At 61.9% G+C, this 12,797-nt stretch carries 12 protein-coding genes; 8 read left to right on the forward strand and 4 right to left on the reverse strand.

The window, feature by feature from the left end; all coding sequences use genetic code 11:
* The first annotated feature begins 49 nt into the window (after window positions 1-49).
* The 7 genes from folE to secA all read left to right on the forward strand — a co-directional run bounded on the left by folE (window position 50) and on the right by secA (window position 6,105).
* Window positions 50-673: a GTP cyclohydrolase I FolE gene (gene folE / locus AC07TU_RS07340; protein ID WP_495187264.1), complete on the forward strand. Its 624-nt coding sequence runs from the start codon at window positions 50-52 to the stop codon at window positions 671-673.
* Between the two features lie 268 nt (window positions 674-941).
* Window positions 942-1,691: an SDR family oxidoreductase gene (locus tag AC07TU_RS07345; protein ID WP_495187265.1), complete on the forward strand. Its 750-nt coding sequence runs from the start codon at window positions 942-944 to the stop codon at window positions 1,689-1,691.
* The gene (locus AC07TU_RS07350) at window positions 1,684-2,043 is read left to right on the forward strand and encodes a dihydroneopterin aldolase (protein ID WP_495187266.1); all 360 of its coding nucleotides are present in this window, start codon (window positions 1,684-1,686) and stop codon (window positions 2,041-2,043) included. The genes AC07TU_RS07345 and AC07TU_RS07350 overlap by 8 nt, the downstream gene beginning before the upstream one ends.
* Entirely contained in the window at window positions 2,044-2,565 is a 522-nt protein-coding gene (locus AC07TU_RS07355) for an energy transducer TonB (protein ID WP_495187267.1), read from the forward strand.
* Window positions 2,562-2,897 (forward strand): energy transducer TonB, encoded by a 336-nt coding sequence (locus tag AC07TU_RS07360; RefSeq protein ID WP_495187268.1) that lies wholly within the window; start codon window positions 2,562-2,564, stop codon window positions 2,895-2,897. The genes AC07TU_RS07355 and AC07TU_RS07360 overlap by 4 nt, the downstream gene beginning before the upstream one ends.
* 102 nt (window positions 2,898-2,999) lie before the next feature.
* Window positions 3,000-3,269: a hypothetical protein gene (locus tag AC07TU_RS07365; RefSeq protein ID WP_495187269.1), complete on the forward strand. Its 270-nt coding sequence runs from the start codon at window positions 3,000-3,002 to the stop codon at window positions 3,267-3,269.
* A 97-nt stretch (window positions 3,270-3,366) separates the two neighbouring features.
* Window positions 3,367-6,105 carry a preprotein translocase subunit SecA gene (secA, locus tag AC07TU_RS07370; RefSeq protein WP_495187270.1) on the forward strand — a complete coding sequence of 913 codons (2,739 nt, stop codon included), beginning with the start codon at window positions 3,367-3,369 and terminating at the stop codon, window positions 6,103-6,105.
* 109 nt (window positions 6,106-6,214) lie between these two features.
* Here secA and AC07TU_RS07375 read toward each other — a convergent pair whose 3' ends face one another.
* The gene (locus AC07TU_RS07375) at window positions 6,215-6,802 is read right to left on the reverse strand and encodes a CC0125/CC1285 family lipoprotein (protein WP_495187271.1); all 588 of its coding nucleotides are present in this window, start codon (window positions 6,800-6,802) and stop codon (window positions 6,215-6,217) included.
* A 569-nt stretch (window positions 6,803-7,371) separates the two neighbouring features.
* Here AC07TU_RS07375 and AC07TU_RS07380 point away from each other — a divergent pair.
* On the forward strand, window positions 7,372-8,919 hold the full coding sequence (locus tag AC07TU_RS07380; protein ID WP_495187272.1) for a recombinase family protein: 1,548 nt from the start codon (window positions 7,372-7,374) through the stop codon (window positions 8,917-8,919).
* Window positions 8,920-9,097: 178 nt separating this feature from the next.
* Here the strand turns inward: AC07TU_RS07380 and AC07TU_RS07385 are convergent, their stop codons facing one another.
* From AC07TU_RS07385 to AC07TU_RS07395, 3 genes are all read right to left on the reverse strand, one after another.
* Window positions 9,098-9,841, reverse strand: coding sequence for a hypothetical protein (locus AC07TU_RS07385; RefSeq protein ID WP_495187273.1), 744 nt, complete (start codon window positions 9,839-9,841; stop codon window positions 9,098-9,100).
* Between the two features lie 215 nt (window positions 9,842-10,056).
* A complete protein-coding gene (locus AC07TU_RS07390; protein WP_495187274.1) occupies window positions 10,057-11,817 on the reverse strand; it encodes a DUF6119 family protein in 1,761 nt (586 codons plus the stop codon).
* 440 nt (window positions 11,818-12,257) lie between these two features.
* Window positions 12,258-12,785, reverse strand: coding sequence for a very short patch repair endonuclease (locus AC07TU_RS07395; RefSeq protein WP_495187275.1), 528 nt, complete (start codon window positions 12,783-12,785; stop codon window positions 12,258-12,260).
* Window positions 12,786-12,797: the final 12 nt, after the last annotated feature.

Raw genomic sequence — 12,797 nt, forward strand, 5'->3', positions numbered from 1 at the left:
GGCGTGCTTGCCGTAGCGTCACGCACAAAAACACAGGATTTGCAGGACGATGAGCTGTCACGATCACGATGAGCCCGATGACGGCGATATCGTCGCTTCGCCGCCCAAGATCGCGGTTCCGGACGAGGTTGCGGAGGCGGTGCGCACGATTCTGCGCTGGGCCGGCGACGATCCGACTCGGGAAGGGCTGATCGATACGCCCAAGCGCGTCGCGCGCGCCTGGAAGGAATATTGCCAGGGCTATGGTGAAGACCCTGCGCATCACCTGTCGCGCATCTTCGAGGAGGTGGGCGGCTATGACGAGATCGTGCTGCTGAAGGACATCCCTTTCCAGTCGCATTGCGAGCATCACATGGCGCCGATCATCGGCAAGGCGTCGATCGCCTATCTGCCGCAGGATCATGTCGTCGGCATCTCGAAGCTCGCGCGCGTGCTCCATGCCTATGCGCGGCGGCTGCAGGTGCAGGAGCGGCTGACCGCGGAGGTCGCCGACTGCATCTGGAACCACCTCCATCCGCGCGGCGTCGCGGTGGTGATCGAGGCGAGCCATGCCTGCATGACCGCGCGTGGCGTGCGCACCCCCGGCGTCGGCATGGTCACCAGCCGGATGATGGGCGTGTTCCGCGAGGATGAGCGCAGCCGCAAGGAAGTGCTGGCGCTGATGGGCTACTAAGGGTCTAAACCCGCTTGCAACGAGGATCGAGATCGCCCGTGGAAGGCCGCCGACAAGGAGCGCTGCGCAGTCGCGTAGCCGAAGCTACGCGCAAGCAAGCGACGCTGTTCGGCGGCCTGCCACGGGCGACCGCGCAGCGGCGGGCCGAATTGGGTGCCATGCGTCGTCGCGCGTCGGTCACGATGCACCCCATCGCTCCCTCCTTGCTCCTAGCCTGGCGCCCAATTCGCCTCCGTCTCGACCTCGTTGCAAGCGGGTTTAGATCCTAGTGCGCGTCCTCGTCACCGGCGGCGCGCGGCGGATCGGTGCGGCGATCGTGCGGCATCTGGTGTCCGCCGGACACAAGGTCGCCGTGCACCATCATGACTCGCATGACGAGGCGGAGGCGCTGGCAGCGGAACTCGGTGTCGCGCTCGTCACCGCCGATCTCGCCGATGCCGCCGAAACGCGCGGGCTGGTGCAGGCCGCAGCGGAGGCGCTGGGCGGGCCGGTCGATGGGCTGGTCAACAACGCCTCGCTCTTCGCCTGGGACGCACTGCCGGTGGCCGACTATGCCGGGCTTGACCGGCATATGCACGTCAACCTCGGCGCGCCGCTGCTGCTCGCCTCGGCGATGGCGGCGCAGACCGGCCTCGGCGACGGCGCGATCGTCAACCTGCTCGACCAGAAGCTCGACAATCCCAATCCCGATTTCCTGACCTATACGCTGAGCAAGGCCGGCCTCGCCGAGGCGACGCGGCTGCTGGCGATGACACTGGCACCGCGCATCCGGGTCAATGCGGTGTCGCCCGGCATCTCGCTGCCGAGCCTCGACCAGAGCGAAGTCGAGTTTGCTGCGGTGGCATCGCGCAATCTGCTTGAGCGACGGGTGGACGTGGCGGACATTGCACGCACGGTCGGGCACCTGCTCACCGCGCGCAGCATTACCGGGCAGAATGTCTTCGTCGATTGCGGCCAGCGTTTCGTGCGCCGCGAGGGGGATGTGATGTTCGAGGGCCGAGCGCGCCCGCATGGCTGAGTATACGATCCTGCTCGAAGGGCTGGAGGTCGTCATCGGCCTTGGCATCCACGATCATGAGCGCGCCGCGCCGCAGCGAGTGGCGGTAAGCGTGTGGCTGACCTGTGCCTATGATGCGGTGCCCGAGGACCGGATCGGAGCGGTGGTTGATTATGATTATCTGCGCGAAGGCATCCGCGCCCTGAGTTCGGAGCGGCACATCGAGTTGCAGGAGACCCTGTGCGAGGACGTCGCGCAGCTGGCGCTTGCCGCCGACCCGCGGGTGCGCGAAGTCAAGGTGCGTTCGATGAAACTCGACGTCTATCCCGACGCACGCGTCGGGTGCGAAGTGGTGCGCCGAAGAGGGGGCTGAATGCGGCTGGACGAGCAACTGCGCGATCGCGGTCCCGGCGCTCCGGTACGGCCGGGCGGCGGTTCGCGGGTACCCGGCCTGATCGTCCTGGCGCTGGTCATCGCGAGCGGGGGGATCTTCCTGTCGACCCAGATGCGCGAGACGGCCCCGCAATCGCGCGATGCCGGGGCGCCGTCCGAGGTGCCGCAACGGGAGACTCTTCTGCCCCCGCCTGAAAGCGCGCGCGGCGCAGCAGGTGCGCGCGCCAGCTCCAATCCGGCATCGTGGGTGACGAATGACGACTATCCTGCCGAGGCGCTCCGCAACAACGAGCAGGGAGCGGTCGGCATCGAATTCATCGTTACGCCAAAGGGACGGATTTCGGACTGCAAGGTTGTGCAGAGTTCGGGATCGCAATCGCTTGATCGCACCACCTGCACGCTGATTACCGAGCGTGCACGCTACCATCCGGCGCTCGATGCGGAGGGCCGGGCGGTCGAGCAGAACAAACGATTGCGCTTCCGCTGGGAGATCGTGGAATGAACCCGTTCCTCCTTTCCGTGCTGCTGGCGGGAGCGTCCCCGCAATCGGGTGAAGTGACTCCGCCGCGCCAGATCTACATGCCGCCGGTCGAGCCTTTCTATCCCGCAGCGGCGAAGGCGCGCGAGGAACAGGGGCTGACCCAGCTTCGATGCACGCTGGAGGTGACGGGACGCCTCGTCGATTGCAGGGTGCACAGCAGCTCGGGGTCTCCGGATCTGGATCAGGCGGCGTTCCGTATTGCGGCAGAGGCGCGGTATGAGCCGAAGCGGGTGGACGGTCAGCCGGTCGCCGTTCCCGCGATCCTGCCCGTCCGCTGGGTACTGGCGGAATAGCATTCCGCGCTTTTGGGGTTGGAGGAAGCCGACTCCCGCCCTATGTCCGCAACGGCCTGCCGTTCAGCGGCGGGCAACATGGGGATGCTACAGGCTAGAATCGTGCAATTGCTGCTGTTTCTTTCCGCACTGCTGGCGGGTCTTACCGGTGCTTTCGCCGGCGACCGCGACCTGCGCGCGGCGCAGCGGCAGAGCGAGACGGCGATTACCCGCGCCGCCGAAGTCGCGGCTGAGGCCGTCGCTGCCGTCGCCAAGGCCCGCACCGCCATCCCCGTCGCAATGCCGCAGCAGCCTGCGGCAGCGCTCTTCGCAATTCACGACGCGCCGGCGCTCCGTCCCGCGCGCCTGACGAGCGAGCGCCGGCTGGAATAGCCGCACCGCCGCCCTCGGGTGGCCCTCTTCGCATACCGAATCCTTGCGTCCGCCGTGCGGGCGCGCATCCCGCAATTTCATCAGACTGGAATCCATCATGCTCGGCGGTTTGGCCAAATCCCTGTTCGGCTCGTCCAACGACCGTTACGTCAAAGGCCTCGGGGCCATTGTTCAGAAGATCAACGCATTCGAGCCAGCGCTCGAAGCCCTCTCGAACGAGGAGCTCTCGGCACAGACCGTGAAGTTCCGCGAGCGGCTCGCGAATGGCGAGAAGATCGACTCGATCCTTCCCGAGGCCTTCGCCACGGTGCGTGAGGCATCGCGCCGCGTGCTCGGCATGCGCCATTTCGATGTCCAGATGATCGGCGGCATCGTGCTCCATCGCGGCGAGATTGCCGAGATGCGTACGGGCGAGGGCAAGACGCTGGTGGCGACGCTCGCCACCTATCTCAACGCGCTGCCGGCGCAGGGCGTCCACGTCATCACCGTCAACGACTATCTCGCCCGCCGCGACGCCGAGTGGATGGGGCAGATCTACAAGTTCCTCGGCCTGACCGTGGGCGTGATCGTCCCCAACCTCGCCGATCACCAGCGCCGCGAGGCGTATCATGCCGACATCACCTACGGCACGAACAACGAATTCGGCTTCGACTATCTGCGCGACAACATGAAGTATGAGCGTGCATCGATGGTGCAGCGTCCCTTCGCGATGGCGATCGTGGACGAAGTCGACTCGGTGCTGATCGACGAAGCGCGTACGCCGCTGATCATCTCGGGCCCGACCGACGACAAGTCGGAGCTGTACATGCAGGTCGATGCGGTGGTGAAGCAGCTCGATGAGAAGCTGTACGAAAAGGACGAGAAGCAGAAGAGCGTCATCCTCACCGAGGAAGGCACCGAGACCGTCGAGCGCATGCTCGAGACGGCGGGGCTGCTGCAGGGGGACAATCTCTACGATTTCGAGAACACCCAGGTGGTGCACCACCTCAATCAGTCGCTGCAGGCGAACGTCATGCGCAAGCGCGACATCGACTATATCGTCAAGGACGGGAAGGTCGTCATCATCGACGAATTCACCGGACGCATGATGGACGGCCGCCGCTGGTCGGACGGTCTGCACCAAGCGGTCGAGGCCAAGGAAGGCGTGAACATCGAGCCGGAGAACCAGACGCTCGCCAGCATTACCTTCCAGAATTATTTCCGCATGTACCCCAAGCTGTCGGGCATGACCGGCACGGCGGCGACCGAGGCGCCCGAGTTCTTCGACATCTACAAGATGAACGTGGTCACCATCCCGACCAACAAGCCGGTGCAGCGCGTCGATCAGGACGACGAGTTCTACAAGACCCAGCAGGACAAGTTCATCGCCATCGCCCGCTCGATCAAGGAGCATGCGGCGAAGGGCCAGCCGGTGCTGGTCGGCACGGTTTCGATCGAGAAGTCGGAACTGCTGTCCGAATATCTCGCCAAGGAAGGCGTCGATCACTCGGTGCTCAACGCGCGCCAGCATGAGAATGAGGCGCATATCGTGGCGCAGGCCGGCCGTCTGGGCGCAGTGACGATCGCCACCAACATGGCGGGCCGCGGCACCGACATCCAACTCGGCGGTAACGTCGAGTTCCGCGTCGAGGACGAGCTGAAGGACATGGTCGAAGGGCCGGAACGCGACGCGGCGATCGAGCAGATCAAGGCCGAGGTCTCGGCCGAAAAGACCAAGGTGCTCGAAGCCGGCGGCCTGTTCGTGCTCGGCACCGAGCGGCATGAAAGCCGCCGCATCGACAACCAGCTGCGCGGCCGTTCGGGCCGTCAGGGCGATCCCGGCCTGTCGCGCTTCTATTTGAGCCTCGACGACGATCTGCTGCGCATCTTCGGTCCGGACACGCTGTTCGCGAAGATGATGCGCAACAACATCGCCGATGGCGAGGCGATCGGCAGCAAGTGGCTGACCAAGGCGATCGAGACCGCGCAGAAGAAGGTCGAGGCGCGCAACTACGACATCCGCAAGCAGGTCGTTGAGTATGACGACGTCATGAACGACCAGCGCAAGGTGGTGTACGAGCAGCGCGCGGACATCATGGACGCCGAGACGGTTGGCGACGTGGTCGAGGACATGCGCGCGGAGACGGTCAACGACCTGGTCGGCCGCTTCTGTCCGGCCGAGACCTATCCCGAGCAGTGGGACGTCGAAGGCCTCAAGGAGAATGTCCAGAAGACGCTGGGCATCGAGGTTCCAATCGAGACCTGGATCGCCGAGCAGGACGGGATCGAGCCCGAGGACGTCGAGAACCGCGTCCGCGAGCTTGCCGATACGCGGGTGAAGACCAAGTCCGACGATCTCGACCCCGAGACCTGGATGCAGATCGAAAAGTCGATCCTGCTCCAGAATCTGGACCATCACTGGAAGGAGCATCTGGGTACGCTCGATGCGCTGCGCCAGGTCGTCCATCTGCGCGCCTATGCGCAGAAGACGCCGATCAACGAGTATAAGCAGGAAGCCTTTGCGATGTTCGAGCGGATGCTTGGCAACATCCGCGAGGATGTGACCCGCACCCTGGCTTGGGCCGAGTTCCAGTTCTCGCCGCCGCCCGAGCTTCCCGAGCTGCCGGACTTCCTGACCACGCACATCGATCCGCTGACCGGGATCGACAACAGCGCTGATTGGGATGCGGGTGCCGCTGGTTTGATCTCGAACGAACTCCCCGCGCTGCAGATACCGCGCCCCGATGCCGAGGCGCTGGGTGAGGATCCCGCGCAATGGGCGGGCCGCGTCAGCCGCAACGCCCCGTGCCCTTGCGGATCGGGCAACAAGTACAAGCACTGCCACGGGGCGCTGTAAGGGCGCTCCACGGCTGCTACCCCGGCGAAAGCCGGGGCGGCATTCTCGGACAATAGAAAAGGGCCGCCCGGTCGCCCGGACGGCCCTTTCTCTTTGCCTTCAGCTCGCCTTAGCGCGGACGCGGCGGCTGGCTGATCGACGGGCCGAGATTCTCGAGCACCTCGCGCGCGCTGAACGCGCGGACATTGTCGGGCTTGCGGCCGCGGCCGACGACGATCTCGGCGCTCGCCTCATAACGATCGACCGTGCGGACATCGATGTCGCGGTCCCAGAAGGGATCGCCATAGAAGGGGCTCCAGCCGCGCCAGCCCCAGCGCGGGCTGTAATAGCGCCACGACGGCCCCCAATAGCCCCAGGGGCCGGAGCTGAACGGCCGATCGACATAGGTCCGCGTCTTCTTCTCGGTATCGCGGTCGGAAAGCGTGAAATAGTCGTAGCCGCGCTCGACGGTGAGCTGCGCGGCGCGATAGAGCAGATAGCGCTCGACGGTTTCGCGGGAGGTGAGGCTGTTGCCCGCGAAGGTGACCCGGAAACGGTCGCTCTCGATCTGCTCGTCCCAATAGCCGGTGCGGTAGGAGCCGCTGCCTGTGGCGGGCTGATAGGGTGTGGGCGTCGCGCAGGATGCGAGCACGGACGCCGACGCCAGGGCGAGGGCAAGCGCCGCGACCCGCGAACGGCGGGACTGACTGGTGCGCATGAGTTTCCTCCTAATCATTTGCGGCGACTCGTGCCGATATGTGGTTGTAACGAACAGCATAAGGCAAATGTCCATTCGCTGAACGATCATTCGGGAACGGAGCGGCAAGCGCAGACCCGTAACCGCGCGGGGCACATCGGCGCGGCGCGGTCTGGTGGCGATTTTTCGAGGAAATCTCGCTGGCTCCCGTTCGTGGAAGTAATTCGAAAGTCATTAATTGAAGATCGAAAATTGATCCGAGATTCTGTGTTGCGCCTTGAATGCGTGAAGCAGGATGCGGAGCGCAAGTGATTAGAAGTCGTTTAGAATAAATGTCGAGTTATTGCAACGGCTGTCGGAGTATGCACCATTGCTGACGGCGGCTGTCCGTTTCTACACGAGCCTCATCGTGGATTACAGGGTCTCCGGTTCCAATCGGGTCAGGATTGCCAATGCTGTGACGCTCGGCATGCCGATCAGCCCGATGCCGAGTGCGGAGGGCTGCCCGGCGTCGGGTTAGACGCGCCACACCGTGTGGCATTGGCCGTTCGCTGCTCTCATTGGTCCGCTCCCATTTAACGGAGCACACAGTGAGCAGTAAGAATAGCGGCAGGCGATTTGGACGGCGTGAGGTTCGCAGGGATAGCGCCGTGTTAGAGGCTGTCCTCTACGCCCGGGTATCGACGCCGGATCAGCAGCGGGAAGGGTACTCGATCCCGGCCCAGGTCGAGCTGATCGAAGACTACGCTAACGAGAACGGGATCAGGATCGTCCAGCGTTACACCGACGTCGAGACGGCACGGAAGGCAGGGCGCACGGCTTTCGGCGAGATGCTGCGATATCTGCGCAAGCACCCGCGGGTTCGTTCGATCCTCGTCGAGAAAACTGACCGACTCTACCGCAACATCAAGGACTGGGCGACGATCGACGAGCTCGGTGTCGCGGTGCATTTTGTCAAAGAGAATGTCGTCATGTCCGACGACTGCCGCTCGTCGGAAAAGTTCGTCCACGGCATCAAGGTGCTGATGGCCAAGGCGTACATCGACAACCTCGGCGAAGAGAGCAGCAAGGGCATGCGGCAAAAGGCGCAGCAGACACGAGCGCCGATCGGTTACCTGAATACCGTCGATGACAGCGGACGGCGAGTGATCGCATGCGACCCGGAGCGAGCGGTTCTGGTGTCGCGGCTGTTCGATTGGTTCAGTACCGGCGAGTATTCGCTCAAGACCGTCACCGCCAAAGCGCGACTAGCTGGTCTATCGTATCGCAAGTCGGGCCAACCGATTGCGGTTGCGACCGTCCACAACATCCTGCGCAATCGCATCTACACCGGCGCGTTCGATTGGCTTGGCGTAACATATCAGGGCGAGCATCCCGCCATCGTGATGACCGCCCTTTGGGAAGCGGTTCAAGATATTCTCGACAGGCGGAGCCACGAGCCGGTCGGCTCAACGGTTCCAGAATTTGTGTATCGCGGGCTGGTAAAATGCGGCCATTGCGGATGCTCGCTCGTCGCCGAGATCAAGAAAGGCAGGTACATCTACTACCACTGCTCCGGCTATCGGCAGAAATGTCCTGAACCCTATGTGCGGCAGGAGCGGCTCGAGGAGGAGTTCATCGCGTTGCTCGCAAAGCTGAGGATGAGCGACGCGGCGTTTGAGATGTTGCGGGCGCAATTATGCGGCCAGTCGCGAATGGTTGACCTTGGGGATCCAGTCGTCCGAGCGTCGGCCATTGAGTGCGCTGAAGCCCACGATCTCACCAAACAGGCCATCCCTCTATTGTCGATGGCACGCACCGCACACACTGGCTTTGGTGCACTCACGCCAGAGGTGAAACGCCTGATCTTGCAACTGTTGCTGTCGCGTTGCACTTGGGCGCACGGAACGCTGACAGGCGTATTTGCGAAGCCATTTGATCTGTTTGCTGAGGTCGCTGCTGGAGCTAGCTGGCGTGCCGTTTTGACACCGGAGACCACTTCGGAAATTTCGCAGCTCGTCATGGCGATCCAATCACCTGATCGGACTGTGAAGCGATTGCTTGCGAGGTACGATGCATCGCTGCGATTACACCAGACGCACGGCCCAAGGGCGAACGACGAGCGACAGGGTTGGCGGATTAGCGCGATTGCGGCTTAGAGGCCAATTATATGGTGCGGCTGTCGGGTGGGGCAGCCGTCCAAATATGTGGCGGCTTTCCGCCCCAATTGCGCACGTTCAGTCGGATCACTGCGTTGCCTGAAAGCGGTTGTCGGCTTAGGTGACCATGATAGGGCACAGCTAGACGCGCTTTATGACGTGTTCTCGACTTACGTGATCAGCGCGAGGTCCGCAGGAGTGTGCGGAGTGCCATCGTTGGCGCAATCGCTTCGCCGATTTCGAGGCCATCTCTTAGGCCTGGGATGCGATCACCGATCTTTCCAGGTGCTGTGAGACTGGTCACAGACACGAAGCTACAATCTATAGCCAAGCGCTCTTCTCGAAACGGTATGGCGACACCGCAATGTACCCAGCTGGGCGGAATCCCGTCTTCGAACATCGCCGTATCGACGAACATGTTGGGTCCTCCGAGGCCAGCGCGCGAACCGGCGCTGTCCGCTACGTACGAGCGGGTGAACGCAAAGTTTGCCTGCAACTGCGGGATGCCGTCTGAGTAGCGCTGGATACTCGCCGCTTGGCGCACCGCCTCGGCAGCACCGATATTGCCAGCGGCCAGTTCGGCGAGGATCATGCCGACACGACGTTCGACATCGTCGATTCCGCGCCTACTGCCTCGGGCACGGAATCCAAGTCCCACAACCATCCTAGCGCCAGGCCAGTTATTTCGCCGCTCGTTTTCCGAGATGGCATCAAACAGCTGTTGTGACCGCTGGAGAAAATCATGTGTAACACCGTTGTCCCGCAGCGAGAGGTCACGGTACGCGACGGCGCCGTCATTGATGACCAGGGTCTTGAAGTAACGACCGCTATGCTCGGCGACAATCCGGTGGAAAGTCCGAAGCCGCGTCACCGCCGCTTTCGCGCGCGGGTCGATCGGGTTCAACTCAGCGTCTGCGATCATCGACCCGTAGCCAAGCAGGTCAACCCATGCTGTCGCGGAAATGCAGAAAGGGAGCGCACTTACCCGCGAGCGAGAGATCACGGCCGGTTTCCTTCGAGGCGATTTGGCCATGGACTATCCTAACTCCTCCCCGTTTCAGGATCGGGCTCAATGTTCATGCACCTGCTATTATTCAGCAAAACAGCGGACAAGAACGACTTGCCCGTGGACACAAATTAACCGCCGGTGGTTTTCTGCTTCTTGGTCGGCTTGGCATCGCGCTCGAAATTGACAAACTGGACCGGGATAAAGCGAAGAACGACAGCTGCGAACTTGCAATGGTTGCGCAAATGCTCCTGCATCAGCTTTAGCTCGTATTGCGCCATGAACGGGAGGCCTGCGCGAGTCGGCTGGGGCTTCTTGTTGTCGAACAATAGCCAGACGCAGACCTGATAATCGCTCCCGACCACTTCGCGGATGTCGGCCTTGATATGAGCCAAATAGTCGGCCCTGGCCGGGGTCGGCGCTTTCCCGACGAAATTGAGAATCTCCGACAGAAACACCGGATCGTGCAGGAAGCTGTCGCAGTAGAATCGGGTCTGCGCGAACAGATAGCTGATCGATGACGATCCCTTGTACGGCTTGCAATTGATGATCCGCATCGTGCCGTCGTCGGTCAGATCGAGAATGTCGCAGAATTCCTTGTCCTGCCGGCTTGATCCGATTCGCAGCTTTGCTTGGTCGAAGCGGATGCTCTGCGGACGCAGCACGCAGGCCTGGGTATTGAACACCGCTTCGCGGTTCTTGCGCGCGGTCAGGTCGGCAATCGAGATACCGGCATAAAGCGGCTCGCACACTTCTTCTCGCACCTGGGTTGCGACGAAGTCAGTGACCGATTGATAGAAATTTCCCTCGACCTGGCGCCAAGCCCCGCCGCTCAGGATGAAATGGCTGTCGTCGAGCTTATGCTCGAAGAGCACGCAGTCGTAGATCGACCACCATTTGTACGAGAGAACCCGGTCCTCCTGATGCGAATAAGCGTAGATGCGCCGGGCGTGGAGCATCTTGATCGTGACCTTGTCGAGATTCATTGCGCGCGTCAGCTGCGCAGCATCGAGAAAGGCGTAGATACGATTGTCGCGCTTGGGGTTGTCAGAATAGCTGAAGCTGTAATCGTCGTCGGCGATGAGCTCTGGGATCCACAGCTGGACGGGCTCGAGGTCCTTTGCCCGCAACGTGTTAATCAGCGCCTGGTCGAGCAGCTTGATCTGCTCGTCATCGGCAGGCTTGAAGTTGCGGTAATTGGGGAAGAGGCTGGAAAAATCCTCGCTGTCATAGGCTGCCGCGAAGCCGCGACACTGCTCGATCAGCCTGTCCCAGCTAAGCTTCTCGCTACCGATAATTTTGATAGTCAGATGGTCACGGCCCTGCAGCGTGACCAGCGGATTGCCTTTGAGGTGCGCGGCGATCGACTTAAGATCCTCAGAATCGCTGAGGCCGAACACAAAGCTCTGCGACGGACGCGCGACTTGCCGGTCAATATGCGTCGGGGTCAGCGAGTGACTCTGTGTCCGCGTCTGGCGAATTTCCTCATTGCCGCATAGGTTCATCGCTGTCCGGATGCCGAAATCTGTCTGGAGCTCTTTGCGCTGGATCAGAGATCCAGCGCTGCGGCCGAACGTCGCGATGAAAAGCCGGCTATCGAGGGTTATTGCGAGGATGCCATTGGCGCTGTGACTCCAGGCAGCGAAGTTTTTCTGATCGGTCGCGGCAATCTGGACATTGATGAAGTCGAGCCAGGGTGGATTGGCTTTTTTGGTGGAGGTCTCGAAATAAATGAACCTGCAGGCAGCATCGTCGACTTCGAACTGATGTTCGGTGCTCTGGTGCCGCTTCGCCAGCGTGTCGAAATCGATCACATTTTCAAAAGGTCTACCTTCCTTCGCTAGATAAAGCGAAATCTGGCCTAGCTCCTTTTCACCGTCCTCATCCGCCATCTTGCCTCTCCCTCAAAGAGGCTAGCGCCGACTTAATCGAACGCAAGCGCGCAGCAGCTAGATGTCGTGGAACGATTATGGTCTAGCCGGGTAGGGAGACAATTCATTTGCCGGCAAGGAAAGATCAGCCGCTTCGGCCTTGTTCGACTAAGAACTCCGACCAGCTAATGGCTCACTAAAAAGCTCCCCGCTGCGACTGGTCTGGTCTGATACGACCTGCCAGACGGCAATGCGCCCTGAATGCGGTCGATCAGTTTGGTTCCGCGCGAGCCTGAAACCTGCCGTTCGTCCATCCTATTGAGAGCAATGCGCCGAACGATCAACATTGGGACCCCGATGCTCTGGCGAGGCAACGTTAATGTCGGCAATCTGTCTGACATTGCCGGTCAGCACCTGGTGCTTTGGTTCGCGCGCGACGGCGCATCTGCAGCCGATCGGTATCAGTCATCACCGTCACTGGATCGGCGGAATTGCAGAGGCCGCGTGTCACGCCTCCTCTGCCTTCCGGCGGCCGCGACCTCACCACGGACCTCGAAGGTCTGCACATGGCTTCTGACCAGCTCGGCGAGCATGTTTCCGAGCACTTCCTCGCTGAGACGGTCAGGCCCCTTTAATGCACATTCCCATACGCAGCCGCGCCGCCAGCCAAGCGCACCGAGGGCCTCGAATGCGCGCTGATCACGCGCTGTGTTGGCCGCAATCTTGGCTAGCCAGAATTCTGTTCGCGTTGCGGGCACCTTGAACAGCGCGCATATGTGCCCGTGCCAGAAGCAGCCATGGACGAAGAGTGCGAGCCGGTGGCGCGGCAACACGATGTCTGGCTGGCCCGGCAGATCCCGACGATGGAGCCGGAAGCGCAAACCGTGCCGGTGCAGGAGTCGCCGTACGTAGATTTCTGGTTGCGTATTGCGCGATCTAATCTGCTGCATGTTAAGCTGCCGCTGCGCCGGCGTGAGTACATCGGCCATAGCTGGTGTCCG

The sequence above is a fragment of the Sphingomonas sp. GW821-FHT03E12 genome (assembly GCF_059420685.1).